At 69.3% G+C, this 23,820-nt stretch carries 27 protein-coding genes; 15 read left to right on the top strand and 12 right to left on the bottom strand.

The window, feature by feature from the left end; all coding sequences use genetic code 11:
* Positions 1-26 precede the first annotated feature (26 nt).
* A complete protein-coding gene (locus tag AC1ROY_RS26455; RefSeq protein WP_493151914.1) occupies positions 27-992 on the top strand; it encodes a TAXI family TRAP transporter solute-binding subunit in 966 nt (321 codons plus the stop codon).
* Here the strand turns inward: AC1ROY_RS26455 and AC1ROY_RS26450 are convergent.
* From AC1ROY_RS26450 to AC1ROY_RS26440, 3 genes are all read right to left on the bottom strand, one after another.
* Positions 973-1,248 carry a hypothetical protein gene (locus AC1ROY_RS26450; protein ID WP_493151913.1) on the bottom strand — a complete coding sequence of 92 codons (276 nt, stop codon included), beginning with the start codon at positions 1,246-1,248 and terminating at the stop codon, positions 973-975. The genes AC1ROY_RS26455 and AC1ROY_RS26450 overlap by 20 nt on opposite strands.
* Positions 1,249-1,359: 111 nt before the next feature.
* Positions 1,360-1,632 carry a hypothetical protein gene (locus AC1ROY_RS26445; protein WP_493151912.1) on the bottom strand — a complete coding sequence of 91 codons (273 nt, stop codon included), beginning with the start codon at positions 1,630-1,632 and terminating at the stop codon, positions 1,360-1,362.
* 124 nt (positions 1,633-1,756) lie between these two features.
* Positions 1,757-2,887, bottom strand: a complete 1,131-nt coding sequence (locus AC1ROY_RS26440) for a M20/M25/M40 family metallo-hydrolase (RefSeq protein ID WP_493151911.1) — start codon at positions 2,885-2,887, stop codon at positions 1,757-1,759.
* Positions 2,888-2,929: 42 nt separating this feature from the next.
* Between AC1ROY_RS26440 and AC1ROY_RS26435 the strand changes: the two genes are divergently transcribed.
* Entirely contained in the window at positions 2,930-3,664 is a 735-nt protein-coding gene (locus AC1ROY_RS26435) for an aspartate/glutamate racemase family protein (RefSeq protein WP_493151910.1), read from the top strand.
* 247 nt (positions 3,665-3,911) lie between these two features.
* Here AC1ROY_RS26435 and AC1ROY_RS26430 read toward each other — a convergent pair whose 3' ends face one another.
* The 5 genes from AC1ROY_RS26430 to AC1ROY_RS26410 all read right to left on the bottom strand — a co-directional run bounded on the left by AC1ROY_RS26430 (position 3,912) and on the right by AC1ROY_RS26410 (position 9,409).
* Entirely contained in the window at positions 3,912-4,901 is a 990-nt protein-coding gene (locus AC1ROY_RS26430; protein WP_493151909.1) for a Bug family tripartite tricarboxylate transporter substrate binding protein, read from the bottom strand.
* A 46-nt stretch (positions 4,902-4,947) separates the two neighbouring features.
* Positions 4,948-5,751 (bottom strand): class II aldolase/adducin family protein, encoded by an 804-nt coding sequence (locus tag AC1ROY_RS26425; protein WP_493151908.1) that lies wholly within the window; start codon positions 5,749-5,751, stop codon positions 4,948-4,950.
* A 98-nt stretch (positions 5,752-5,849) separates the two neighbouring features.
* Positions 5,850-6,755 carry a LysR family transcriptional regulator gene (locus AC1ROY_RS26420; protein ID WP_493151907.1) on the bottom strand — a complete coding sequence of 302 codons (906 nt, stop codon included), beginning with the start codon at positions 6,753-6,755 and terminating at the stop codon, positions 5,850-5,852.
* Positions 6,756-7,078: 323 nt separating this feature from the next.
* Positions 7,079-7,945 carry a DMT family transporter gene (locus AC1ROY_RS26415; RefSeq protein WP_493151906.1) on the bottom strand — a complete coding sequence of 289 codons (867 nt, stop codon included), beginning with the start codon at positions 7,943-7,945 and terminating at the stop codon, positions 7,079-7,081.
* Positions 7,946-7,963: 18 nt separating this feature from the next.
* The gene (locus AC1ROY_RS26410) at positions 7,964-9,409 is read right to left on the bottom strand and encodes an NAD(P)-binding domain-containing protein (protein ID WP_493151905.1); all 1,446 of its coding nucleotides are present in this window, start codon (positions 9,407-9,409) and stop codon (positions 7,964-7,966) included.
* A gap of 109 nt (positions 9,410-9,518) precedes the next feature.
* Here AC1ROY_RS26410 and AC1ROY_RS26405 point away from each other — a divergent pair, with 109 nt between their 5' ends.
* From AC1ROY_RS26405 to AC1ROY_RS26345, 13 genes are all read left to right on the top strand, one after another.
* Positions 9,519-10,475, top strand: a complete 957-nt coding sequence (locus AC1ROY_RS26405) for a fatty acid desaturase (RefSeq protein ID WP_493151904.1) — start codon at positions 9,519-9,521, stop codon at positions 10,473-10,475.
* 102 nt (positions 10,476-10,577) lie between these two features.
* Positions 10,578-12,179: an ABC transporter substrate-binding protein gene (locus AC1ROY_RS26400; RefSeq protein WP_493151903.1), complete on the top strand. Its 1,602-nt coding sequence runs from the start codon at positions 10,578-10,580 to the stop codon at positions 12,177-12,179.
* Between the two features lie 20 nt (positions 12,180-12,199).
* Complete coding sequence (locus AC1ROY_RS26395) at positions 12,200-13,201, top strand: ABC transporter permease (protein WP_493151902.1); 1,002 nt, start codon at positions 12,200-12,202, stop codon at positions 13,199-13,201.
* Entirely contained in the window at positions 13,198-14,031 is an 834-nt protein-coding gene (locus tag AC1ROY_RS26390) for an ABC transporter permease (RefSeq protein ID WP_493151901.1), read from the top strand. Before AC1ROY_RS26395 ends, AC1ROY_RS26390 begins: the two co-directional genes overlap by 4 nt.
* Positions 14,028-14,972 (top strand): ABC transporter ATP-binding protein, encoded by a 945-nt coding sequence (locus AC1ROY_RS26385; protein WP_493151900.1) that lies wholly within the window; start codon positions 14,028-14,030, stop codon positions 14,970-14,972. The genes AC1ROY_RS26390 and AC1ROY_RS26385 overlap by 4 nt, the downstream gene beginning before the upstream one ends.
* Complete coding sequence (locus AC1ROY_RS26380) at positions 14,969-15,913, top strand: ABC transporter ATP-binding protein (RefSeq protein WP_493151899.1); 945 nt, start codon at positions 14,969-14,971, stop codon at positions 15,911-15,913. The genes AC1ROY_RS26385 and AC1ROY_RS26380 overlap by 4 nt, the downstream gene beginning before the upstream one ends.
* On the top strand, positions 15,910-16,236 hold the full coding sequence (locus AC1ROY_RS26375) for a YbaN family protein (protein ID WP_493151898.1): 327 nt from the start codon (positions 15,910-15,912) through the stop codon (positions 16,234-16,236). The genes AC1ROY_RS26380 and AC1ROY_RS26375 overlap by 4 nt, the downstream gene beginning before the upstream one ends.
* A gap of 127 nt (positions 16,237-16,363) precedes the next feature.
* The gene (locus AC1ROY_RS26370; RefSeq protein ID WP_493151897.1) at positions 16,364-16,549 is read left to right on the top strand and encodes a hypothetical protein; all 186 of its coding nucleotides are present in this window, start codon (positions 16,364-16,366) and stop codon (positions 16,547-16,549) included.
* Positions 16,550-16,560: 11 nt separating this feature from the next.
* Positions 16,561-17,088 (top strand): hypothetical protein, encoded by a 528-nt coding sequence (locus AC1ROY_RS26365; RefSeq protein ID WP_493151896.1) that lies wholly within the window; start codon positions 16,561-16,563, stop codon positions 17,086-17,088.
* A 10-nt stretch (positions 17,089-17,098) separates the two neighbouring features.
* Entirely contained in the window at positions 17,099-17,521 is a 423-nt protein-coding gene (locus tag AC1ROY_RS26360) for an ester cyclase (protein ID WP_493151895.1), read from the top strand.
* 3 nt (positions 17,522-17,524) lie between these two features.
* The gene (locus AC1ROY_RS26355; protein WP_493151894.1) at positions 17,525-18,115 is read left to right on the top strand and encodes a TetR/AcrR family transcriptional regulator; all 591 of its coding nucleotides are present in this window, start codon (positions 17,525-17,527) and stop codon (positions 18,113-18,115) included.
* 200 nt (positions 18,116-18,315) lie between these two features.
* Positions 18,316-19,602, top strand: a complete 1,287-nt coding sequence (locus tag AC1ROY_RS26350; RefSeq protein ID WP_493151893.1) for a family 8 glycosyl hydrolase — start codon at positions 18,316-18,318, stop codon at positions 19,600-19,602.
* On the top strand, positions 19,599-20,756 hold the full coding sequence (locus tag AC1ROY_RS26345) for a hypothetical protein (RefSeq protein ID WP_493151892.1): 1,158 nt from the start codon (positions 19,599-19,601) through the stop codon (positions 20,754-20,756). Before AC1ROY_RS26350 ends, AC1ROY_RS26345 begins: the two co-directional genes overlap by 4 nt.
* Positions 20,757-20,777: 21 nt before the next feature.
* Here AC1ROY_RS26345 and AC1ROY_RS26340 read toward each other — a convergent pair whose 3' ends face one another.
* From AC1ROY_RS26340 to AC1ROY_RS26325, 4 genes are all read right to left on the bottom strand, one after another.
* Positions 20,778-21,656 carry a sigma-70 family RNA polymerase sigma factor gene (locus AC1ROY_RS26340; protein WP_493151891.1) on the bottom strand — a complete coding sequence of 293 codons (879 nt, stop codon included), beginning with the start codon at positions 21,654-21,656 and terminating at the stop codon, positions 20,778-20,780.
* Positions 21,643-22,107, bottom strand: coding sequence for a carboxymuconolactone decarboxylase family protein (locus AC1ROY_RS26335; protein WP_493151890.1), 465 nt, complete (start codon positions 22,105-22,107; stop codon positions 21,643-21,645). Before AC1ROY_RS26335 ends, AC1ROY_RS26340 begins: the two co-directional genes overlap by 14 nt.
* A gap of 130 nt (positions 22,108-22,237) precedes the next feature.
* Positions 22,238-22,990, bottom strand: a complete 753-nt coding sequence (locus AC1ROY_RS26330) for an SDR family NAD(P)-dependent oxidoreductase (RefSeq protein ID WP_493151889.1) — start codon at positions 22,988-22,990, stop codon at positions 22,238-22,240.
* Between the two features lie 64 nt (positions 22,991-23,054).
* A complete protein-coding gene (locus tag AC1ROY_RS26325; RefSeq protein ID WP_493151888.1) occupies positions 23,055-23,816 on the bottom strand; it encodes a short-chain dehydrogenase/reductase in 762 nt (253 codons plus the stop codon).
* Positions 23,817-23,820: the final 4 nt, after the last annotated feature.

Below are 23,820 nucleotides of genomic sequence, written 5' to 3'. Positions count from 1 at the left end.
GACACTCCCAAAGGATAGGTGAACGAATGATGCGCCGCAGCCTGCTGGCCACCCCCGCCGCCCTGGCTCTCGCCGACGGCGCTGCCGCCCAGGCTCAGACCGCGCCGGCGCACCCGGCGCTGGCCATCTACACCGCCGGGCAGGGCAGCCCCTTCGTGACCTATGGGCGCGCCATCGCGGCTCTGCTCTCGCGGCACGGGATCACGGCCACGGTCGAGGCCAGCACCGGCTCGCTGCAGAACCTCACGGCCGTCGAGGACAATGCCAATGCGCTGGGCACGGCCTTCCTCGGCTCGGCCTGGGACGCGGTGCAGGGCACGCCTGCCGCCGGCAACCGCAAGCATGTGAACGTCCGCGCCCTTTGGCCGATGTACGAGACGAGCTTCCAGGTCGCGGCCCTGACCTCGAGCGGGCTGACGCAATTCGCCGATCTGAACGGCAAGCGCGTCGGCGCCGGCCCCGCCCGCGGCCCGGCCGAGACCTTTCTCCTCGCCGCCGCCGAGGCGGCCGGCATCCGCGTGGAGGTGGTGAGCGGCAGCCCCGCCGAGATGACCCAGGGCCTGCTGAATGGCGGCATGGACGCGCTCTGGCAGGGCGCGATCGTGCCCATCCCCTCGATCCTGGAGGCGCTGGCCCGCGCGCCCGGCGTGGTCTTCGGCCCCGGCGCCGAGGTGGTCGGCCGCGTCACGCAGCGCCTGCCCATGCTGGCGCCGACGACCCTGCCGCCCGGCACCTATCCGGGCCAGACGGCTGATATCGAGAGCTTCGCGGCCTGGAACTTCATCGTCGCCAACCGTGTGCTGCCGGAGGAGACGGCCTATGCCATCACCCGCGCGGTGCTGACGGTGGCCGATCCGGCGCGCGACATCGGCCAGGTCGCCGCCACGACGCGCAAGGAGGCCGCGGCGAACAACCGCGTCCTGCCCTTCCACCCCGGCGCCGCGCGGTTCTACCGCGAGGCGGGTGTGACGCTCAGCGCCCCTGCGGGGTAGGCTGCGGGACGTTTGCCGCCGGGCGGCCGGTGCCGTCGAAGTTCTGGTTGAGCTGCCGCTGGCGCTCGGCGCGGCGGGCGCGGTCGGCGGCCATGGTGCCGGGCGTCGGCGCGACGTTGCGGGCGTTGTTGAGGTCCTGGCCCATGGTCCAGTTCTGGCCATGGATGGCGCCGCTGCCGCTGGCGCTGGTGCCCTGGGCGAGAGCCTGGCCGGCCATCCCGGCCAGGAGGGCGGCGGTGATCGCAAAGGCGCGCATGATGTCTCCTACGAGTGGGGCGCGCCCCGGAGGAGAGGCACGGCAAGGGACTGCGCCTCCTTTAGCCCGGACTGCTGCGATGCACCACTCATGGGTGATTGTGTCCGCAGATCAGCGCGCCTGGGTGGAAACCGTGCGGATCGGCGCGCCGGTGATCGGGCGATTGAACTGGGCCTGGCGGGCGGCCCGGGCGGCGCGGTCGCGGGCCAGCGGGCTGCTCACCCTGGTCATGGCGTTCAGGCTCTCGAAATCCTGGCCCATGTTCCAGCTCTGGCCATAGATGGCGCCGGTGCTGGTCACCTGCTGGGCGGCGGCGGGGTTGGCGGCGAAGCCGAAGCCCAGGATCAAGGCCAGGGCGGGAGCGGTGAAAGCGATGCGGCTCATGGCGGGATGTCCTTCGTCTCGGGGGGCGGGGCCCTTTGCCCCGCCGGTGAGAGAAGGAATACCGCCGGCCTCACGATAGGCGTGATACAGCAAAACCTATTTTAATAATAGGCTATGCCTATCGTCAGACGCTCTGCAGCAGGCCGGCGAAGAGCTTGGCTCGCGGCACCATGCTGCTGACCTGCACATGCTCCTCCAGCGTGTGCGCCAGCGCACCCTGGATGCCGAGCCCGTCCAAGGTCGGGATGCCCATGGCGCCGGTGAAGTTGCCGTCCGAGCCGCCGCCGGCCGACTGGTGCGGCAGGCCGAAGCCGAGGCGCTTCGCGATGGTCTCAGCCGTGGCGTGCAGCGCCAGCACCTTGCCGTCCGGCTCCCAGACGGGTCGCGTCACGCCGCGCTTCACCTCGAGCTGCACGTCGTTCCCGCTCGCCTTCAGCGAGAGCATCTTCTGCACTGCCTCGTCCAGATCCTCCTGGCGCTTGGCCATGGAGAGGCTCTCCGCGTCGCAATAGGTCGCCACGCAGTTCACCCACTGCCCGCCATGGATGACGCCGACGGAGAAGGTGCAGGCCTCGGTGGTCATGTCCTCGATGGCGACGATCTGCTTGGCCATCTCGCGGATGGCGCTCCGGCCCTCGCCGAGCCGTGCGCCGGCATGGCTCGGACGGCCCGTGGTGCGCAGGTTGAAGCGCGCGATGGCGTAGCGGCCAGTGACCACGCCGCCATCGGGACGCGCGGGCTCGGGCACCAGCACGATGGAGTGGCGCGAGGCCTCGGCCTCGATCAGGTCGCGCGTGGAGGGGCTGCCGATCTCCTCGTCGCAGGTCAGCAGTACCGTGACGGGCTTGGAGGTCGCGATGCCGGCCATGGCGAGCTGGCGGATGGCCTCGATGGCGAGGTAGGTGCCGCCCTTCATGTCCTGGATGCCGGGGCCGTAGGCCTTGTCGCCCTCGCGGCGGAAGTGAAGGCCGTTCTGCAGCGTGCCGACGGGATGCACCGTGTCGAGATGCGCGAGCACCAGGATGCCGGGCTCGCTGCTCTTGTGCGGGAAGCGGGCACGGACGCAGTCGCCGAGGCCCATGCGGCCGGGAATGGTCTCGACCGAGGCGCCCATGATCGCGAGGTGGCGCGCGGCCAGCGACATCATGCGATTCACCGCCGCCGCGTCATGCGTGGGGCTCTCGCACTCGACCCAGGTGCGGAGGCCGGCGAGCATCTCCTCGGCGTCGAAGGGCAGGTCGAGCTTGGCTTCCATGAAATCCTCGTTTCGTATGGCGGCATCGCCAGGGGAATCAGGATGCGTCTGCTCGTCGCCAATGCCAACACCACCGAGGCCATCACGCAGCTCTGCGCAGACTCCGCGCGCGCGGCCGCGGCCGAGGGCACGGAGATCATTCCCGCCACGCCGCGCTTCGGCGCGGAGGTGATCTCGACGCGCGCGGAAAACATCGTCGCGGGGCATGCGCTGCTGGAGCTGCTGGCGGAGCATGCGGGGAAGGTCGATGCCGTGCTGCTGGCGGTGAGCCACGACACGGCGCTGGAGGCGGCGCGGCAGCTCATGCCCTGCCCGGTGGTGGGGATGACCGAGGCCGCCTGCTTCGCCGCCTGCCTGCTCGGCGGCCGCTTCGGGCTGGTGACCTTCGGCAGCCTGGACACCTATCGCGAGCGCATCGCCGCGCATGGGCTGTCGTCGCGGCTGGCCTCGCTGGTGAGCGTGGACGCGACGCCGCAGGAGACGGTGCACGACCCGGAGGGCGTGGCGCGCAAGGTCGCCGGCGGCATCGCGCGCGCCGTGGCGGAGGGCGCGGATGCGGTGATCCTGGGCGGCGCGGCGCTGGCCGGGATGGGGGAGCGGCTCCAGCCCGAGGCGCCGGTGCCGCTGCTCGACGGCATCGCCTGCGGCGTGAAGTTTTGCGAAGCGCTGGTGTCGCTTCGCTTGCCGAAGCCGAAGGTTGGCAGCTACGCCGCGCCGTTCGGGCGCGTCACCGGCGGGCTGTCTCCGGCGCTGGCGGCGATGCTCGGCTCCAAGTGAAGGGGTCCAGGGCCAAAAGCCCTGGCGGGGGTCGAGGGGGCTTGGACCTTATAGACTGCTCCATGCGTATCCCGCCCCGATGCTGGCCACCGGAGAATGTCGCTTTGTCCCCCGGGGTCTCCGGAAGGCCGCGTACCTCGAATTCGAATCCCACCTTCTCCGCCAGTGCAAATGCGAGCCTTGCTCTCCGCCTGAGGTGGCGCCGAACGTCCGCGCCGCTGCCTTCCGGTAGAGGACGGCTGATTCTTTATTCTGGCTTCAGTCCGGCGATCTCGATGGCGCGGCGCGCTTTCGCCAGCTCGCCGTGCAAGAAGCGGGCAAGGTAGTCGGTGGTGAGTTCCTCCTCCGTCGGCGGGTTGACGCTGAAGGACAGCAGGCGCTCGCGAATGCCGGGATCGTTTGCCGCCGCGCCGATCAGGGTCTGGATTCGGCGGATCACAGGCTCAGGCGTGCCCACAGGGGTGAAGAGGCCGACGAAGGAGGCGGCGAGGAAGTCGCGATACCCGGCCTCGATGAAGGTCGGCACATCCGGTACCTGCGGCGAACGCTGCGGCGCTGCGACGCCGAGAATGCGGCCGCGCCCGTCACGATGCAGGTCGAGCACGCTCGACAGTTCGATCAGGATGCCATCGACATTGCCGGCGATGAAATCGGGCAGGGTGGCGCCACCGCCGCGATACGGCACATGCACGAGATTGGCGCGGCTCTCCGCAACGAACAATTCCAGCGGCAGATGGTGGGCGCCCCCGATACCGGACGTCCCGATCGTGACGCCATTCGGCTGTGTCCTGGAGAACGCCACCAGCTCCGGCAGCGTGCGCACCGGCAGGGAGGGCCTGACGATGATCACCAACGGTACCTGGCCGAACATGGCAACGAAGGTGAGGTCGGTGATCGGGTCGAAGCGCCTGTTCGCCATGAGCAGCGGGCTGTTGACGATGGAGCCGGGGCTGCCGATCAGGAAGTTGTAGCCATCGGGCCGGGACCGGATCACCGCCTCCGTCCCAATGGCGCCGGATGCGCCGCTACGATTCTCCACCACGATGGGCTGGCCGAGCTGCGGCGAGATTTGGGCGGCGTAGAGTCGCGCCAGCACATCGGTGTTGCCGCCGGCAGCGAAAGGCACGACGAAGCGGATCGGTCGATCCGGCCAGTTTCCTTGCGCCGTGGCGCCGCGGGCGGACAGCGCCGCGGTGGTGGCGCCCAGCAGCAGGCGCCGCCCGATGATCGGGTTCATTGCCGTGTCCTCCCTCGAATCCGCTCTCCGGCGGATTGCCTGATGCTTAGGTCCGGTAGTCCGGGTAGCCGGAATTCTTCTGCTCGGCGTCGAGCTGCCGCAGCATGGCGTGCCATTCCAGCACGCCATAGGGGCGGCGGGCGCCAGGCTGATAGAGATGCGCGGTCCTGGCCAGCGTGGCCTCATCCGGGACGAGCAACTCCGTGCGCGAATTCATCGCATCCACCTGGGCGCGGCAGGACATTTCCAGCTGGTACATGGTGTTGAAGGCCTGCTGCAGCGTCGCGCCGCAGGTCAGCAGCCCATGGTTGCGGAAGATCAGGGCGTCATGCGCGCCGAGATCGGCGACGATGCGCTCCCGCTCCGACATATCGACGGCCGGGCCTTCATAATCGTGGTAGCCGAGGTGCCCGACGAAGCGGATCGAGGTCTGGCTAAGTGGTAGCAGCCCGCATTTCATCGCCGCGACCGCCATGCCCGCACGGGTATGGGTGTGGATCACTGCCGCGACATCCGGCCGCGCCTTGTGGATGGCGCCATGGATCACGTAGCCGGACTTGTTGATGCCGTAATCCGTGTCCGGCTTCCAGATGATGTTGCCTTCGACATCGATCTTTACCAGCGAGGTCGCGGTGATCTCTTTGTAGAGCAACCCATAAAGGTTGATCAGCAGATGCTCGGTGCCGGGGATGCGCAGCGTGATGTGGTTGTAGATGAGGTCCGTCATGCCATAGGCGCTGATCAGCCGGTAGCAGGCCGCCAGGTCGCAGCGCGCCTGCCATTCGGTGGCGCTCACCTGGTCAGTGACCGAGGGCCAGTTCGTGTCATAACGCGGGGCCGCGTTGTCCATGCCCGTGTTTCCTCATCCAGCGCGGTTGGTTGGCGCGGATAGTCTCCCGGCACGCGACCTGCGTCCAATACGAAGCTTAAGGCGAGGTATTCATCCGATTAATGCCCAGCTGGCAGCAGACCCTCTGTCCGCAGCACGTCGCGCAGGTGCCCGACGAAGCGCGCCAGCACCATGGAATCCGGCGTGCCGCGCGGCCGGATCAGCACCGTCTCGAAGGCTATGGGCGGATCCAACGGGCGGGCCACCAGCTTGGGAAAATCCAGGCTGCGCAGCATCAGCGGCTCCACCAGCGCGATGCCGGCGCCGTGCTGCGCCAGCAGGATGCCGGTAAGGGAGACGGAAACCTGTGCGACAATGCGTGGCGAAATGCCGGCCTCGGCCAGGGCCTTGTCCACATGGAAGCGGAACAGGTTCTGCGGCAGGTAGGTGATGACCGGATATTCGGCCAGGGCCGTCACCGGAATCCGCTCCTGCTGCGCCAGCGGATGGTCGGCGAGCAGCACCGCGGCGAGGGAGCTGCGCAACAGCAATTCGGTGTCCACCTCCGTGTTGCCCACGGGCTCATGCACCACGCCGAATTCCACCTCCCGGCTTGCCACCCGGTCTACCACCTGCGGCGAGGTCAGCGATTGTAGCGCCACGCGCATGCCGGGCCGGCCGGAGAGGAAGCTCGCCACCGCTCGCGCCAGATAGCCATTGGCGATCGGGAAGGCCGCTGCGACGGAGAACGTGCCGAGCCGGCCGCCGGCCAGGTCCTGCGTCAGCCGCCGCACGGCGGCCAGCCGACTGAATACCGCGTCGATATCCGGCAGTAACGCCTGCGCCTCCGGCGTCGGCCGCAAACGGCCGCCGACACGGTTGAACAGGCGGAAGCGCAACTGCGCCTCCAGATGCTTCAGGACCGTGCTGACGGAAGGCTGAGTGACGTTCAGCAGCCGCGCCGCGGCGGTGACGGAGCCGGTGCGCATGATGGCGTGGAACACCTCGAACTGCCGCAGATTCATGAGTTTCGGTGCCGTCTTCCTGCCTTGGAGGATAGGTATAAAGCCGATTGATGGAAATTGCGCGATTGGTATCTGGACGGCGCAGTCTGCCGTGGCGAGTCGCCGCCGAAGGCTCCGCCGCGGAGACGGGCCTGCAGCGCGAGCTCGACGCCATCCGGCGCCGGCTCGACGGGCTTGTGGATGCCATCGCCGCCGGGCATCAACGTCCATGGCTGCCTCGCCGCCATGCTCGCCACGGCTCAGCCGGACTTGCCCCCACACCGCCAATGCCATCGCTGCAGCCACCTTGGCGGTGAAAGATCAACAGAGGGCGGAGCCCCTCGCTATCGCGCCGCCCGCAGATTGAAGAGTCCCGCCCCCACCACCACCGCCGCGCCCAGGACGGTGAGCGGATGCAGATGCTCGCCGAAGACGATCACGCCGGCCGCCGAGGCGAAGATGAGCTGGCAATAGGCCAGCGGCTGCAGCCGGCTCGCCTCCGTCGCCGCGAAGGCGCGGATCAGCACGTAATGGCCGAAGGAGCCGGAAAGGCAGAGCAGCGCCATCCAGCCCCAGTCGCGCGGGGCGATGGGGACCCAGATCCAGGGCGTAAGCAAGGTGACCGCGACGGCCCCCGCCATGCCGGTATAGAAAAAACTCGTCTCCGGCTTGTCGTGCAGGCCGACGATGCGGGTCAGCAGCGCATAGGCGGCGAAATTCCCGGCGGCGAGCAGCACGAAGAGCGACACCGGCGAGAAGACGCCCGTGCCTGGCCGCAGGATCAGCAGCACGCCGACCGCCCCCGCCGAGATCGCGAGCCATTGCCGCAGCGTGACCTTCTCGCCGAGGACCGGGCCGGCGAGGGCCGCGACCATCAGGGGATAGCAGGCGAAGATCGCATGCGTCTCGACCAGGCCGAGCAGCGTGAAGGCCTTCACCATCATCCAGACCTGGAGCACCAGCATCACGCCGCGCAGACACTGCAGGACCGGGCGGTTGCTGTGGATCACCGACCACAGGCCGCCCGGCGCGCGCATGGCCCGCACCGTGACGAAGCCTGCGAAGAACCAGTACCGGATCAACAGCACGCCGAGCACGGAATAACCCTCGGCCAGGAAGCGCGAGAGGGCATCCTGCGTGCCGAAGATGAAGGTCGCAGCGACCATCAGCGCCATGCCGAGATGCGCGCCGTGGAGCGAGGGAAATTTCAACGGGCTACTCCGCGGCGACTATTCTGCAGCGAGGGGGGCGCTCGCGATGGAGGAGGGGTCGATCTCCACCTGCACGGTGTCGTAGGCGCGCAGGTCGGCGTAGAGCCGCGGCATGTCGGCGGCGAAGAGACCCCGCGTGACGCCGGCGGCAACGCGCGGGGCTGAGATGGTCATGGCGTTGATGGAGCTGCCGGCGGGGCCGAAGCTCATGGTCGTGCCGATGCCGAAGAGGTGGATGTCGCGGATCCAGGGAGTCTCGCCGGGGCGGCGTTCCTCGAAGGCGCTGTCGGCGTTGAGGTAGGGGTATTGCGCGAGGCGCTCGTTCCGCTCCTCGCGGGGCGGGGTGTAGCGGTCGGCCCAGACGGCGATGTTGTCGGCGCAGTTCGCGAGCTCGGGGCAGAGATGCGCGTTCATCCGCACGCCCGTGCCGGTGATGAGGAAATCGGCGGTGAAGTCGCCGAGCGGCGTATCCAGCACCACGCGTCCGTCTTCCACGCGTGCGCCGCGCCATTCGCGGCCGATGTGCATGGAAAAATTGGGGTGGCCGATGACGCGGTCGTAGTGCTCCTGCGCGAAGCCCTCGCGCAGGCCGAGGATGTAGGACATGAAGCGCCAGCGCCAATCGTCGGGCATCTCACCGATGTGGCGCAGGAAGCCGGCGAAGGTCAGCCAGCGATAGGGCTGCACCACCATCGGCGAGGTGCGGCGGCAGAAGACATGGACCTCGGCCGCGCCGTGCTCCAGCGCGACGGCCGCATTGTCGAAGGCCGAGGCGCCGGCGCCGAGCACGGCGACGACCTTGCCGCGCAGGACCGAAAAATCGATCTCGTCGTTGGTGTGCGCCCGGTATTGCTGCGGCAGGGCGGCGATGTGCTCCGGCATCCACCAGCCGCCGATCCCCTCCTGCCCCGTCGCCAGCACAACCTTGCGGGCGAAGATCCGGCCCTCGGAGGTCTCGATGGAGAGCGCGGGCAGCCCGTCATCCGTCGCGGCCGGCGAGATGCCGCCGGCACTCACGCCGTTGCGGACCTCGATACCGGTCACGCGGCGGAACCACAGAAGATAATCCTGCCAGAGCTCCTTCGGGATCCAGCGCATCGCCTCCCAATGGGCGACGCCGAAGCTGGCCTCGTGCCAGGCCTGGTAGGTGAGCGAGGCCAGCCGCAGGTCGGGCCCGGTCTGATCCTTCAGGCTGCGCAGGTTGCGCATGCGGGCATAGGTGACCCAGGGACCCTCCTGTCCGTAGGGCGCGCGGTCCAGGACCGCGATATTGTCCACCTTGTCGCGTTGCAGCGCATGCGCCACCGCGAGCCCGCATTGGCCGCCGCCGACGATCAGGCAGTCCAGCACCGGGGCGCCGCCGGCGGTCTTCGGCACGAGCCAGGGCGCGCGCGGATGCGCCGTGAGATCGAGGTCGCGCGCGACGTCGGCTTCCAGCTCGGGCAGGGTCTTGGGGGCGGGCATCCGGCCAGGGTAGGAAACGGGGGGCGGGGGCGCAATCGTCTTTGCTGCACCGCAAAAATCCGGGAAAATCCCGCTTTGCCGCGGCCGGGCGCGTCGTCATAATCCGGCCATGTCCACCACCGCCCTCTTGCCGCGCGGCGCCGTGCTGCCCGAGAACCGCGCCCTCTGGCGGCGTTGGGAGCTGCCGACCTGGGGCGTGGCCATCGCCATCTATGCGAGCTGGTTCGGCCTGCTGATGGTCCACGAGCACGTGCCCTGGCCGATCGAGGCACTGCTGGCGGCCTATATCCTCGCCTGGCATTTCTCCCTGCAGCACGAGGCGATCCACGGCTGGCGGAGCCTGCCGGACTGGCTGCGGACGGCGATCGTCTGGCCGCCGATCGGTGGCTGGTGGCCTTACGAGATCTACAAGCGGAGCCACACGAAGCACCACCGCAACACCTACCTCACCTACCCCGGCGAGGACACGGAGACGCAGTATCACAAGGAGGAGGACTGGAGCGGCTATTCGCCCTTCTTCCGGAGGGTGCTGCTGTTCAACCAGACCTTCGTGGGCCGGCTGACGGTCGGGCCCATCCTGCGGCTGCGGAAGCTCTTCATCGTCGAATTCGGCAAGCTGCGGCGCGGCGACTACTCCGACGTGCCGGCCTGGCTGCGCTTCTTCGCCGGCCTCGCGGTGGTGTTGTGGATCGTGCGGTACGTGGCCGACATGCCGATCTGGCACTACTACCTGGTCTGGGTGCTGCCGGGCATCTCGCTCGGGCTGCTGCGCGCCTTCATCGAGCACCGCTGGGGCGACAAGCCGGGCCAGCGCACGGCCTCGGTGGAGAGCAACTGGGTCTTCGGCCTGCTGTTCCTGTGGAACAACCTCCACATCGTGCACCACCTCTACCCCACCATGGCCTGGTTCGAGATCCCCGGCTTCTGGCACGCGAACCGCCAAAAACTGCTGGAGCACAACGGGCATTTCGTCTTCCCGGGCTACTACGCCATCGCCAGGCGCTGGCTCTTCACGCCGGTCTTCGTGCCCATCCACCCGGCAAGCCGCCAGACGCCTGCCGCCTGACCGGGCTTCGCCGGGGCAGCGCCCGGGCAACTCCGGGGTTTTCCTGCTGGCATCGGTGGAAAGGCTGGGCAAGACTTCGCCCCTTGGAAGAGGGGTTACCCCATGCACCGTCGTGACCTGATGCTCGCCACCGCCGGCGGCGGACTGTTGGCCGTCCCCTCGCTGAGGGAGGCCATCGCGCAATCGCGCAGCGCCACGCTGCTGTGTCTCGTGGAATCCGGCCCCAACAGCCTCGACCTTCACGCACCCGGGGCCAACCGCGCGACCCAGGCGCTGGTCTGGTCGACCTTCGACCGGCTGCTGGGCTTCGGCAACACGACCGATCCGCAGGGTCATCAGATCTACGACTACGCCAACCTCACGCCCGAGCTGGCGGAGAGCTTCCAGGTCGCCTCCGACGGGATGAGCTGCACCTTCAAGCTGCGCCGCGATGCGAAGTTCCATTCGGGCAATCCGGTCACGGCCGAGGACGTGAAGTGGTCGCTCGACCGCGCGGTGACGCTGCCCGGCTTCCCGAAGAACCAGATGAACAGCGGCTCGCTGATGGAGCCGGCGCAGTTCGTGATCGTCGATCCCTATACGATCCGCGTCGACTATGTCCGCCGCGACAAGCTGCTGCTGCCCAACCTCAGCAACGCCATCCCGAACATCTTCGACAGCAAGCTCGTGAAGGAGAAGGCGACGGCTTCCGACCCCTGGGGCGTCGAGTTCGCGCGCGCCAACAACACGGGCGGCGGCGCCTTCCGCGTGGCGTCCTGGCGGCCGGGCCAGGAGACGGTGCTGGAGCGCTTCCGCGACTGGAGGGGCGGCCCGCAGACCAATGTCCAGCGCGTCATCATCCGCGAGGTGGCGAGCGCCGCCACCCGCCGCGCGCTGATCGAGCGCGGCGATGCCGACGTGCTGCAGGACCTGCCGCCCAAGGATTTTTCCGAGCTCATCCAGGCGCGCCGCGCGACCGTCTACTCCACGCCGATGAAGAACACCTGGCGCTTCCTCGGCATGAACACCCAGCGCGCGCCCTTCAACGACAAGCGCGTGCGCCAGGCCGTCGCCTGGGCCGTGCCTTATGAGGAGATTTTCCAGGCCGCGCTCTTCGGCCGCGGCCGCAAGCTCTGGGGGGCCACGGGCGAGCCCACCGAGCTGCGCTGGCCCTCGCCGAGCCCTTATTCCACCGACATCGACAAGGCGAAGGCGCTGCTCGCCGAGGCCGGGCTGCCCAACGGCTTCGAGACCACCTTCCATATGGACATCAGTCAGGCGACGCTGCACGAGCCAATCGCGCTGCTGCTGCAGGAGGGCCTCGCCAAGGCCGGCATCCGCGTCACCATCGAGCGCGTGCCGGCGGGGCAGCTGCGGGGACAGCTGGCCAACAAGGCGCTGCCCTTCTTCGTCGAAGACTTCGGCGCCTGGTTCGACGATCCGGACTACTTCTTCTTCATTTCGTACCACGGCAGCAACGGGCCCTGGAACAGCGCCAACTATGTGAGCCCGGAGATGACGCAGCTCATCGATACGGCACGCACCGAGCGCGACGGCGCGCGCTACGAGACGCTGGTGCGGCAGATCTTCGCAAAGGCCTTCGACGACGTGCCCTTCATCCCGCTGGTGCAGCCCTTCCAGGATGTCGCGGTGAAGAACGGCACGACAGGCCATCGCTACGTCTTCCACCGGCAGCTGGAATACCGGTTCTTCCAGAAGCCGTGAGAGGGTCGCTGCTTTGGTTGGTGGGCGGCCGTATCCTGGCCGCCCTGCCGGTGCTGGCCGGCGTGGTCGTCGTCACCTTCGTGCTCACGCGCATGCTGCCGGGCGATCCGGCGGCCTATTTCTCCGGACCGTCGGACAGCTTCGCCGCTATCGAGGAGACACGGCGCGCGCTGGGGCTCGACCAGCCGCTGCCGGTGCAGTTCTGGCTCTACGTGCAGGGGCTGGCGCATGGCGATCTCGGCCGGTCATTCTCCACCGGCCGCGACGTGACGACGGAGATCCTGGAACGCCTGCCGGCCTCGTTGGAGCTGGTGTCGGTTGCGATGATTTTGGGCGCTGCGCTGGCCATCCCGCTCGGCGTGCTGGCGGCGGTGCGACAAGGCGGCTTCGCCGATCAGGCGGTGCGCGTGGTGACGACGGCGGGCGTCTCGCTGCCGGCCTTCTTCACGGGGCTGATGTTCATCTTCCTGTTCTATGTGGAGCTCGACTGGGCTCCGGCGCCGATGGGCCGGCTCGATCTCTATTCCTCGACGCCTGACAGCGTGACCGGCTTTTTCCTCATCGACGCCGCGCTGATGGGCGATTGGGAGACCTGGTGGGCCGCGCTCGGCCAGATTGCGCTGCCGGCCATCTCGCTCGGCCTCGTCACGCTCGCACCCATCGCGCGGATGACGCGCGGCGCGATGCTGGCGGCCCTCGGGGCCGACTTCGTGCGGACGGCGCGGGCGGCGGGGCTTTCGCCCTCGCGCGTGCTGTGGCGCTACGCCTTCCCCAACGCGATCCTGCCCGTGCTGACCACGCTCGGCATGGTGTTCAGCTTCTCGCTCGGCGGCGCGGTGCTGATCGAGAAGGTCTTCGCCTGGCCGGGCGTCGGCAGCTTCGCGCTGGATGCGCTGATGCAGCTCGACTACGCGCCCGTGCAGGGCTTCGTGCTGGTGCTGGGCGTGCTCTATGTGGCGCTGAACCTGCTGGTGGACCTCGCGCTGCTCTTCGCCGATCCGCGGCTGCGCATCACGGCATGAAGGACATCTGGCACGTCCTGCGGTCCAACCCGGCGACGCTCGTTGGCGTGGTGATTGTGGGCCTGCTGGCCCTCGCCGCGCTGCTGGGCCCTAGCCTGGCGCCCCACGACCCGCTTGCGACCAGCGCCGCGCGCTCGCTGCAGCCGCCCTCGGCCGCGCATTGGTTCGGCACCGACCAGGTGGGCCGCGACATCTTCTCCCGCGTCCTGGTGGCGACGCGGCTGGACCTCGGCATCGCCGTGATCGCGACCGCACTCTCCTTCGCCTTCGGTCTGATGCTGGGCGCCTCCGCCGGATGGCTCGGCGGCTGGACGGATCGCGGCGTCTCGCGCCTCGTCGACACGCTGATGGCCTTTCCCCTCTTCGTGCTGGCGATGGGCATCGTGGCGGCGATGGGCAACAGCCTCACCAACATCATCTGGGCCACGGCGATCGTGAACCTGCCCTTCTACGCCCGCGTCGCCCGCGCCGAGGTGAACGTCCGCCGCGAGGCCGGCTTCGTGGAGGCCGCGCGGCTGGCCGGCAATTCCAGCGCCTCCATCCTGTTCCGGCACCTCATCCCCAACGCGCTGCCGCCGATGATGGTGCAGGTCTCGCTCAACCTCGGCTGGGCGATCCTGAACGCGGCCTCGCTCTCCTTCATCGGGTTGGGTGTGCGGCCGCCGACGCCGGAATGGGGCATCATGGTCAGCGAGGGCGCGGCGCTGGTGCTCTCCGGGCAATGGTGGGCGGCGCTGTTTCCCGGACTTGCGCTGATGCTGGCGGTCTTCGGCTTCAACCTGATGGGCGATGGGCTGCGCGACATCACTGACCCGCGGCGCCGCACGTGACCCTGCTCTCGGTGGAAAAGCTGACGCTGCACTTCGCCACGCGGGGCGGCACGGTGCGCGCGCTGGACGAGGTGACGCTCGACGTCGCGCCTGGCGAGATGCTGGGCGTGGTGGGCGAGAGCGGCAGCGGCAAGTCCGTCACCGCCTATGCCGTGATGCGCCTGCTGGAGCGGTCGGCGCGGATCGTCTCCGGCGCGGCGATCTTCGAGGATGCCGATGTCCTGACGCTCCCCGAGCGGCAGATGCGCAAGCTGCGCGGGGCGGCCATCGGCATGGTCTTCCAGTCGCCACGCACGGCGCTGAACCCGATCAAGCGGGTCGGCACGCAGATCGCCGACGCGCTGCGGGCACACCAGAAGATCTCGCGGTCGGCCGCGGCGAAGCGCGCCGTGGAGCTGCTGGCCGAGGTCCGCATCGCCGACCCTGAAAGCCGCGCCCGCGCCTATCCCTTCGAGCTCTCCGGCGGCATGTGCCAGCGCGTGATGATCGCGCTTGCGCTGGCCGGCCGGCCGCGCCTGCTCATTGCCGACGAGCCGACCACGGGCCTCGACGTCACGGTGCAGGCGGCTGTCATGGAGCTCATCGGCGGGTTGGTGCGCGAGCGGCGGATGGGCTGCCTCTTCATCACCCATGACCTGTTGCTCGCCGCCGAGCATTGCGATCGCATCGCCGTGATGCATGCGGGCCAGGTGGTGGAGTGCGGCCCGGCCGCCGACATCTTCGAGAGACCACGCCACCCCTATACAGCCAAGCTCGTGGCGACCGCGCCGCGTGCCGGCACGACGGTGGAGCAGCTGGCGCCCATCGCCGGTGCCTTGCCCGACCTGCGCAGCGAAACGCTTCCCGCCTGCCGCTACATGGCCCGTTGCGAGCGGGCGACGGAGATTTGCGGGAAAACCCTGCCGGAGGGGCCGCAGCTGCGCTGCCACCACCCGCTGTGATCCTTGAGGTCGCGAATCTCTCGAAGCGCTTCCGGCTCGACCGCCAGCACACGCTGCATGCGGTGGAGGAGGTCGGCTTCTCCCTAGCCCCTGGTGAATCCCTCGGCATCGTCGGCGAGAGCGGCTGCGGCAAAACGACGCTCTCGCGCCTGCTCGCGCGGTTGCTCGATCCCAGCGAGGGCAGCATCCGCTTCGAGGGCGAGGAGATCGCCCATACCCCCGCTGCGCGCTTCGCCCGGCACAGGGCGCGGGCCGGCATCCAGCTTGTCTTCCAGGATCCGACGGACAGCCTGAACCCGCGCTACACCGCGCAGGATTCCATTGCCGAGCCGCTGCGCCGCCTCAACGGCCTGCAGGGCGCCGCGCTGGACGCGCGCGTCGCGGAGGCCGCGGCATTGGCCGGCTTTCCGGAGGAATTGCTGCGCCGCTACCCGCACCAGCTCTCCGGCGGGCAGAAGGCGCGCATCGGCATCGCCCGTGCCATCGCGCCGGCGCCACGGCTGCTGATCCTGGACGAGCCCACCTCGGCGCTGGACGTCAGCGTGCAGGCCACGGTGCTGCGGACGCTCGCCGACCTGCGCCGGCGCCTCGGCCTGGCCATGCTCTTCGTCAGCCACGACCTCAACGTCGTGCGCATGATGTGCGACCGGGTGATGGTCATGTATCTCGGCCGCGTCGCCGAGATCGGCCCGGCAGCCGAGGTCTTCGAGGCCCCCGCCCACCCCTATGCGCGCCTCCTGGCCGGCAGCATCCCCACGGGCCGGCCCGGCCGCCGACCCGCCGTCGCGGCCGCCGGCGAGCCCATGTCGCCCATCGACCCGCCGCCAACCGTCTGTCGCTTCGCCTCCCGCTGCCCGATGGCGGCTCCCCTCTGCCGCGAGGCCTACCCGCCGTTGCGGGAAGTCGCGCCCAACCGCTTCGCCGCCTGCCATTTCGCTTGAACAGAGATGACGGCGCCTCCATCTTTCGGGGGATGATCGAGTACCGCCCCTGTCTCCGTCGCAAGGCCATCGGCATCAGCTGCCTGGCCCTGGGCCCTGTTGGCCTGGTCCTCCCCATCCTGCCCGGCTTCATCTTCGTGGCGCTCGGCACTTTCATCCTGCGCGACCAGTACGCCTGGGCGCAGCGCAGCGTGGGCGTGGTGGATCGCCGCTGGCCGCACCTCCTCCCGACCATCGAGGCGCGCGAGCACAAGGCAATGGAGTGGGGCAACCGCAAGATCGACCGCGTGCGCGGCTGGTTCGGCCGCCCGCCGCGCAGGTAGGCTTTTCTCCGAAACCTCCGAAAGGCGGGCCTGCCCATGATGGCAGGCATGCGAGAAATTCATGTTGTTGTGAGATTTGAATCTCATTATGGATTCTGCGTCATGCCAACGCAGGGATCCCCGATCCATGTCGAATTCCGACCCTCCCGCCTTCCTTCGGCTCGGCCTCGTTCGCGGCGAAGTGCCGCCGAAACCGCGCCCTGATCTGGCCCTCTGGGTCGATCCGCCGGGCGAGATGCCGGGCCATCTGCCGCCGCAGATCCGGCAGGACTGGCTCGATGCCGCCGCGCTGCGGCTGCGCCGGGCCGCCTGAGGAGGCCCACCATGCATCGCGTGACCGGTCTCGCCCTGGTCCTCGCCGGCGCCGCTTTCATCGCCCTGGCCTGGCTGCAGACAGGGAACGAGACCGCCCGCGCCGCGGAGATCCCGCCTCGCGTCGTCGCCGCGACGCCCGAGGCCGCCGGCCGCTACCTCGTCGAGCTCGGCGGCTGCAACGACTGCCACACCCCACGCTTCGCCCTCACCAACGGCGCCGAGCCGCCCGAGCGCGAATGGCTGCGCGGCTCCGACATCGGCTTCCGTGGCCCCTGGGGCGTCAGCTACCCGGCGAACCTGCGCCTCTCCGTCCGCTCCATGTCCGAGGCGGAGTGGGTCGAGACCATGCGCGCCCGGAGCGATCTCCCGCCCATGCCCTGGCCGAGCCTGGCGCGCATGCGGACCTCGGACGTGCGGGCGATCTATCGCTATATCCATTCGCTTGGCGATCCGGGCGAGCCGGCGCCTTCCGCGCTGCCGCCGGGCGTCGAGCCTGCCACGTCCGTCTTCGACTTCGTCCCCGTGCCGCCCAGGTAGGAGCAAAGCCATGCCGCTCACCCCCGCCCAGATGGACCGCAAGATCGACGAGCATTTCGGCTTCGAGGCCCGCGACGACGTGGAGGGCGTGCTGCGCACCTTCACGGATGACGTGGAGCACGACATCGTCGGCTGGCCCACCGGCCCGACGCGCGGGCCGGACGCCGCGCGGCCCTTCTACGAGACGCTCTTCTCCGACCTCTCGGAGGGGCAGATTCGCTGCATCCGCCGCCTCTACGGCGATGGCTTCCTGGTCGATGAATCGCTCTGGGCCGGAAAAGCGCCCGGCCGTCCCTTTGGCCTCGATGGCCGCGGCCGCCCGCTCGAATTCCGGCTGCTGCACGTGGTGGAATTCGCCGAAACCGGCGATATCCGGCGCGAGAACGTGTGGGTCGACCTCGCGGCGATCCTCCAGCAGCTGCCCCAGGACTGATTCGTGGCCGAGACCGGACTGACCAACCAGAAGCGCCGCACCCGCAAGGACCTGCTCCAGGCCGCGTCCCGTCTGATCCGCCAGGGCCGCACGCCCACGCTGGAGGAGGTGGCCGAGGAGGCGCTGGTCTCCCGCGCCACCGCCTACCGCTATTTTCCCGGCGTGGAGCAGCTCCTGCTGGAGGCTTCCTTCGACGTCGCGACGCCCAGTCCGGAGACGCTGTTACAGGGCCTGCCGCCCGGCGACGCGGCGTCGCGGCTGGAGCGCGTGGACACCGCGCTGCACGACATGACCCTCGCCCATGAGGGCACCCTGCGCGTGGTGCTGGCGCACAGCCTCCAGCATGCGGGCGAGGAAGGCGTGCCGCCGCGGCAGAACCGCCGCTCGCCGCTGATCGAGGCGGCGCTGGCCCCCGCGGCCGGAGACTTCGCGCCGGAAGAGCTGGACCGGCTGTCCAAGGCGCTCGCGCTGGTCATGGGGCCGGAGGCGATGATCGTGATGAAGGACGTGCTGCAGCTCGACGACGCGGAGGCGCGCGCGGTGAAGCATTGGGCCATCCGCGCGATGGTCGGCGCCGCGCGGCGCGCGGCCTGACACCGCGATCCGGAGGCCCGGGCTTTCAGGCCGGGCGATCGCCGGCGGGTTCCACGGAATGGGAGCCCCGGCCCCTAAAGGGAGCCATGGCGAAGGCATGCAACCACGAGAAGAAAATACACGCATAAGTAGTTGATATCCGTTGTCACAGTCGGATAGCGTGCGAGCACAGAACGAAAAACAAGCTGGGGAGATGCTCGGTGTTCTCAACCAGACTCTGCGTGCTTCGGGCATGCCTCGTCGCTCTGCTGGCAACCTTGGCCTGGCATGCCGCATCCGCCCAGGGGCCATCGGCCGGCGCGCCCGTCGATGCCGAATGGCGGGCCTTCCGGATCCGCTATGTCACCGTCCCCGGCCGGGTCATCGACACCGCCAATAACGGGATTTCGCACAGCGAGGGTCAGGGCTACGGCATGTTCTTCGCCGTCCGGTTCGGCGACCGTCCCAACTTCGAGCGCCTGTGGGGCTGGACCCAGCACAACCTGGCCCGCCGGCAGGACGGCCTCTTCGCCTGGCGGTACGATTCCCGCAGCAACTTCCCCGTGTCGGATACGAACAACGCGACGGATGGGGACATCTACATCGCCTGGGCCCTGGCTCTGGCCGCGGAGCGCTGGGAGGTTCCGGACTATCGTGCCGCCGCGACCCGCATGGCCGAGGACATCCTGAAATGCTGCGTGACCGAGGTGCGGGGCCGGATGGTCCTGCTGCCCGGCACGGCCGGCTTCCGCAGCGCCGAGGGCACCGTCGTGAACCTCTCCTACTACGCCTTTCCTGCGCTCCGCGCGCTCTCGCGCCTGGTGAGCGACCGCCGCTGGGCGCGGCTGGAGCGGGACGGGCTGGAGATGATCCGGGATGCGTCCCTGGGTCGCTGGCGCCTGCCCCCCGACTGGCTGCTGCTGCCGCAGTCCGGCGGCCACTCGATGCCGGCGCCGGCCTGGCCGGCCCGCTTCTCTTGGGACGCGCTGCGTGTGCCGCTGAACCTGGCCTGGCTCCAGGTCGATCACGAGACGATTGGGGCCGCGCGTCGCTTCTGGAACGATCCCGGTCATCGCCAGCGCCCGCCGGCCTGGGTCGACCTGCGCACGGGTGAGATGCCCCCCTATGCCGGCCACGCCGGGGTGCGCGCGGTCCAGGCCCTGGTGGGCCCGGGGGAGGGCCAGCGGCCGCAGGTGTCGATACGTGTCGAGGAGGCACCGGACTATTTCGGCGCCGCCCTCGTTCTGCAGGCCCGCATCGCCTCGACCACTCCGCCGGAGCCTCCCGCCCTGGAGCCGCCGGAAGAGGCCAGGCCCGCAGGACGCGGCGAGGGTGTCGCGGCCGCCGTCGGAAGCGCGATCCTGGCCTGGATGGCGCCCGCCCCCGCCCAGCAGAGCCGTGATCCCGAGCCCGAGCCGCAGGCCCAATGGGCGCGCCCGGAGTTCCAGGGCGTGCAGCAGGTTCGCGGCGTGCGGCCGGGCCTCCGTGGCCTCGCGATGCCCCGATGAGCGCGGGGAGCCGTCGTGCGCTGCTCACCGGCGCCCTTGCCCTCCCGGCCGCGCGGGCCGCGGCGCAGGACCGTCCGATGCAGCGTCTGCGCGTGTCGATCCCGTTGGACCGACTGGACGAGTTCCTGCCCCTCCTCCGGAGCTTCGCCGCTTCGAACCGCGATCTCTACGTCGAGACCTTCGTGCGGGATGACAATACACGCCTGATCGCCCCGCAGAGCACGGAAGCCCCCGGCCCAGGACAGTTGCACGCCGATGCCGCCCTGACCGACATTCTCGGCCTCGCCTGGGGCACGACGCGTGGGGCCTGGCGATCCCTCCCCGCATCCCTGCACGAGGCCGGCACGGCTTCGGCAGGCCGCCTGTCGCAGCTCATGCAGCCCCTTGCGGGCGAGGAGGCGATGCTTGTCTCGGCCGATCCCGGGGGACCGGTCCTGCTGCATCGCCGGCAGATCCTGCCCGATCCGCCGCGCGATGCGGTCGCCCTGCTGGATTATGCCCGCCAGAATCGCGGGCGCTTCCTCTATTCGCGGCCTTCCGAGTCCGCCTACGGCCGGCTGTTTCTCATGGTCCTGCCGCATCTCCTCGGCGATCGCGACCCGTCGGATGCGCAGACAGGCTGGACGAACACCTGGTCCTGGCTCGAGGAGCTGGGCCGCTACATCGACTACTATCCCAGCAACGACGAGGCCGCCTTCGAAGAGCTCGCCGCGGGCGAGATTCACCTGTTCCCGGCGCCGCTGACCGCCTTCCTGCGCGGGCGCCTGGACGGGGCGCTGGCCGAAGAGACGCGCTTCGTGATCTTGAGGAATGCGCCGGCCATCCCGCAGGGTGTGTTTCTTGTCCTTCTTCGCGCCACCGCGGACGAGCGGCTCCCGCTGATCGAGCGGTTCGGGCAATTTCTCCTGCGTCCCGGGATCCAGTCGCGCTTCTTCGGACGGGGGCTCCTGTCGGATGGGCTGGGCTTCGGCCTGGGCGAGGCCGCTCCGCGAACCGACGCGGAACGAACGGCCCTGGGCAGCATCCTGCCGACGGTGGAGGCGGAGCGCGTCGTCGCGACGCCCCTTGCTCCGCGCCTCAACTCCTATCAGCTGACCTTCCTGCTCCGCCGCTGGGACGAGCTCATCGGAGCCCGGCACGGCGAGCGCCAGTGACGGCAATCCCGACCGATCGCCTCAGATCACCGATGCCGTCACCACCCGCGCCAGCTTGTCGGGGTTGCGGGTGATGTAGATGGCGGCGATGCGCCCGTCCTCGATCTCGAAGGCAGTGGTCTGCAGGATACCGCGCTCCAGGCTGACGAAGCCCGGCAGCCCGTCGATCCATTGCGGCTGCATCCACGGCGCGGGGGCCGGCCGGAATTTCCGGGACAGGCCTTCATACAGCCGCAGCGCCCTCTCGAGCCCGAGGATGGGATTGCGGAAGGCCAGCACCTTGCCGCCGCCATCCGAGTGGATCACCACGTTCTCGGCCAGCAGGCCGCGCAGCGTGCCGATGTCGCCATCGTGCGAGGCGCGGAAGAAGGCCCGCGCGATCCGCTCGCCCTCCTCGCGGGGAACGGGGTAGCGCGGCCCCGCGTCGCGAACATGCTTGCGGGCGCGGACGGCCAGCTGGCGGACGCTGGCGGATTCGCGCTCCAGCGTGCTCGCCACCTCGTCCAGCGGCACGCCGAAGACGTCGTGCAGCAGGAAGGCGGCGCGCTCCAGCGGCGAGAGGCGCTCCAGGGCCAGCATCAGCGTGAGCGTCAGCTCGTCGGGACGCATCTCCTCGTCCTCCTGGGGATCGAAGATCGGTTCGGGAAGCCAGCTTCCGACATAGGCCTCGCGCCGTGCGCGGGCGGACTTCATCACGTCCAGGCAGAGCCGCGTGACGGTGCGGGTGAGGAAGGCCGCAGGCTCGCGCACCTCCTCGCGGTCGACGCGGCGCCAGCGCAGCCAGGCGTCCTGCACCACGTCCTCCGCCTCGGCCATGGAGCCGAGCATGCGGTAGGCGAGGCGCAGCAGCCGCGGCCGCTGCGCCTCGAAGGCTTCGGTGCCCGTGTCAGGCGGCGTCACGCACCTTCTCCACGGGGTGCGCGGCGCGGAAGCCCACCTGCACCCGGTTCCAGGTGTTGATGACGCCGATGGCGAAGGTGAGGTTCACCTGCTCGCTCTCCGTGAAATGGGCCTTGAGGAGCTCGTAATCCGCATCCGGCGCGCCCGTCTGGGCGACGAGGGTGAGCGCCTCGGTCCAGGCCAGGGCGGCACGCTCGCGGTCCGTGTAGAGCGAGGACTCGCGCCAGGCGTCGAGCATGTAGATGCGCATCTCCGTCTCGCCCAGCTTGCGGGCGTCGGTCGTGTGCATGTGGAGGCAGAAGGCGCAGCGGTTGATCTGCGAGGCGCGGATCTTCACCAGCTCCAGCAGGCTGGGCTCGAGGCCACTGGCCGCGACCGTGGTGCTGAGCGCGAGCATCGCCTTGACGGTCTCGGGGGCGGATTTGAAGGGGTTTGGCAGGCGAGGTGTCATCGGGGTCTCCATCCGTGCGGCATGCACGTCTGCCCTCATGACGAGACGGCGCCGGCGGATGTGACACGCGCCGCGAAAAATCCGGCCGGATGCGCTGGCGGTCCTGGCTGCCGGCGCATCCGATGACGTCTCAGTGAAAGGTCCGGCCGGAATCGATGACGACGGTCTGTCCGGTCATCGTCTCCGTGCGGCACATGGTCACCACCATGTCGGCGCAGTCGTCCTTGTCGGCCGGCTTCTGCAGCAGCGAGCTGGCAGCCGAACGCTCCACCTGCTCCGGCCGGAGATTGGCCGTCGCGCGCGTGCCTTCCAGCAGGCCGGGCGCCACGCAGTTCACCAGCACCTCGGGCGCCAGCGCCACCGCCATGCACTTGGTCAGGTGGATCAGGCCCGCCTTGGAGACGGCATAGGCGATGGACGAGCCGGTCGGCCCCAGGCCCGCAACGGAAGAAATATTCACGATCCGCCCGCCGCCCTGCGCCTTCATCCCCGGCCCGGCCGCCTTGAGCAGCCGCATCGGCCCGGTGAGGTTCACGTCCAGGATCTTGTCCCATTCCTCCATGGTCATCGCATCGAGGTCGGGGAAGGGGATCGACTTGTTGTAGGCGGCGTCGTTGATGAGGAGGTCGATACGGCCGAAGCGCGCCACCACGTCAGCCACCACCTTCTGCACGGCGGCGCCGTCGGTGAGGTCGCAGGCGAAGGCCGCGGCGTTCACCTGGTAGCTGGAGGCCAGCTCGCGCGCGACGCTCTCGGCCTGGTCCCTGCTCTTCGCGTAGATGACGGCGATATCAGCGCCTTCCCTGGCCAGCGCGTGGCAGATGCGCTGCCCCAGCCCGCCATTGCCGCCCGTCACCAGCGCGACCTTGCCCCTGAGCTCCATGGAACCCCCTCCCCGTTCGTTGCGGGGTGAGAGTGCTCTTCAATCGCTCAGGCCGACAAGATGCTCACTTGAACCAGCCGCCGCCGTCCACGTCGATCACCGTGCCGGCGATGTAGCCGCCGCGCGGCGAGGCGCCGAAGACGGCGAGCTCCGCGATCTCCTTCGGCTCGATGGGGCGGTCCAGCGGCAGGCCGGTCAGCGTCTCCATCCAGCGCTCCGGGTCGCCGAAGGCCACCTGCGCCCGCTGCCGCGCCTGGGTCTCCATGCGCCCGGTCTTGGTGGCCGCCGGATTGATGCCGAAGACGCGCACGCCGTCCGCCTGCGCCTCGCCGCCCACGGCCGAGGTGAAGGCGATCAGCGCGGCATTCCCAGCCGTGCCCGCGATGTAGTTGTGCTTCCAGGCGCGCCCGGCCATGCCGATGATGTTCACGACCACGCCCGACTTTCTCGCCCGCATGTCGGCGACGAAGAGCTTGGTCAGATGAAAATAGCCGAAGACCTTGAGCGCCCAGGCCTGCTCCCAGGTCTCCATGTCCAGCACGGCGAGGCTGCCGGAGGGGATCGCGCCGGCATTGTTCACCAGGATGTCGGCGCCCAGCGTGGCGGCGTGCAGCTTCACGCGGTCGGCGGGCTTCGACAGGTCGAGCGCCATCGCCTCCACCCGCACCTGGTACTTCTGCCGGAGCGTCGCCGCCGCTTCGTCCGGCGTACGCGCGGCGAGCACCACGTCGCAGCCCTCGGCCGCGAAGGCCTCCGCGCAGGCATAGCCGATGCCCTTGGAAGCGCCCGTGATCACCACGCGCTTCCCCGTCAGCTCCATATCCATTCGA

This window comes from Roseococcus sp. GW821-FHT12F05 (assembly GCF_058806835.1).
Note: the sequence above shows the minus strand (reverse complement) of the source record. Positions and strands in the feature narration are given on the sequence as shown.

Bases quoted from the DNA above. Each gene is read 5' to 3' on its own strand.
- AC1ROY_RS26455 (WP_493151914.1), top strand. From the start codon at position 27: ATGATGCGCCGCAGCCTGCTGGCCACCCCCGCCGCCCTGGCTCTCGCC.
- AC1ROY_RS26450 (WP_493151913.1), bottom strand. From the start codon at position 1,248: ATGCGCGCCTTTGCGATCACCGCCGCCCTCCTGGCCGGGATGGCCGGC.
- AC1ROY_RS26445 (WP_493151912.1), bottom strand. From the start codon at position 1,632: ATGAGCCGCATCGCTTTCACCGCTCCCGCCCTGGCCTTGATCCTGGGC.
- AC1ROY_RS26440 (WP_493151911.1), bottom strand. From the start codon at position 2,887: ATGGAAGCCAAGCTCGACCTGCCCTTCGACGCCGAGGAGATGCTCGCC.
- AC1ROY_RS26435 (WP_493151910.1), top strand. From the start codon at position 2,930: ATGCGTCTGCTCGTCGCCAATGCCAACACCACCGAGGCCATCACGCAG.
- AC1ROY_RS26430 (WP_493151909.1), bottom strand. From the start codon at position 4,901: ATGAACCCGATCATCGGGCGGCGCCTGCTGCTGGGCGCCACCACCGCG.
- AC1ROY_RS26425 (WP_493151908.1), bottom strand. From the start codon at position 5,751: ATGGACAACGCGGCCCCGCGTTATGACACGAACTGGCCCTCGGTCACT.
- AC1ROY_RS26420 (WP_493151907.1), bottom strand. From the start codon at position 6,755: ATGAATCTGCGGCAGTTCGAGGTGTTCCACGCCATCATGCGCACCGGC.
- AC1ROY_RS26410 (WP_493151905.1), bottom strand. From the start codon at position 9,409: ATGCCCGCCCCCAAGACCCTGCCCGAGCTGGAAGCCGACGTCGCGCGC.
- AC1ROY_RS26405 (WP_493151904.1), top strand. From the start codon at position 9,519: ATGTCCACCACCGCCCTCTTGCCGCGCGGCGCCGTGCTGCCCGAGAAC.
- AC1ROY_RS26400 (WP_493151903.1), top strand. From the start codon at position 10,578: ATGCACCGTCGTGACCTGATGCTCGCCACCGCCGGCGGCGGACTGTTG.
- AC1ROY_RS26390 (WP_493151901.1), top strand. From the start codon at position 13,198: ATGAAGGACATCTGGCACGTCCTGCGGTCCAACCCGGCGACGCTCGTT.
- AC1ROY_RS26370 (WP_493151897.1), top strand. From the start codon at position 16,364: ATGTCGAATTCCGACCCTCCCGCCTTCCTTCGGCTCGGCCTCGTTCGC.
- AC1ROY_RS26365 (WP_493151896.1), top strand. From the start codon at position 16,561: ATGCATCGCGTGACCGGTCTCGCCCTGGTCCTCGCCGGCGCCGCTTTC.
- AC1ROY_RS26360 (WP_493151895.1), top strand. From the start codon at position 17,099: ATGCCGCTCACCCCCGCCCAGATGGACCGCAAGATCGACGAGCATTTC.
- AC1ROY_RS26345 (WP_493151892.1), top strand. From the start codon at position 19,599: ATGAGCGCGGGGAGCCGTCGTGCGCTGCTCACCGGCGCCCTTGCCCTC.
- AC1ROY_RS26335 (WP_493151890.1), bottom strand. From the start codon at position 22,107: ATGACACCTCGCCTGCCAAACCCCTTCAAATCCGCCCCCGAGACCGTC.
- AC1ROY_RS26330 (WP_493151889.1), bottom strand. From the start codon at position 22,990: ATGGAGCTCAGGGGCAAGGTCGCGCTGGTGACGGGCGGCAATGGCGGG.
- AC1ROY_RS26325 (WP_493151888.1), bottom strand. From the start codon at position 23,816: ATGGATATGGAGCTGACGGGGAAGCGCGTGGTGATCACGGGCGCTTCC.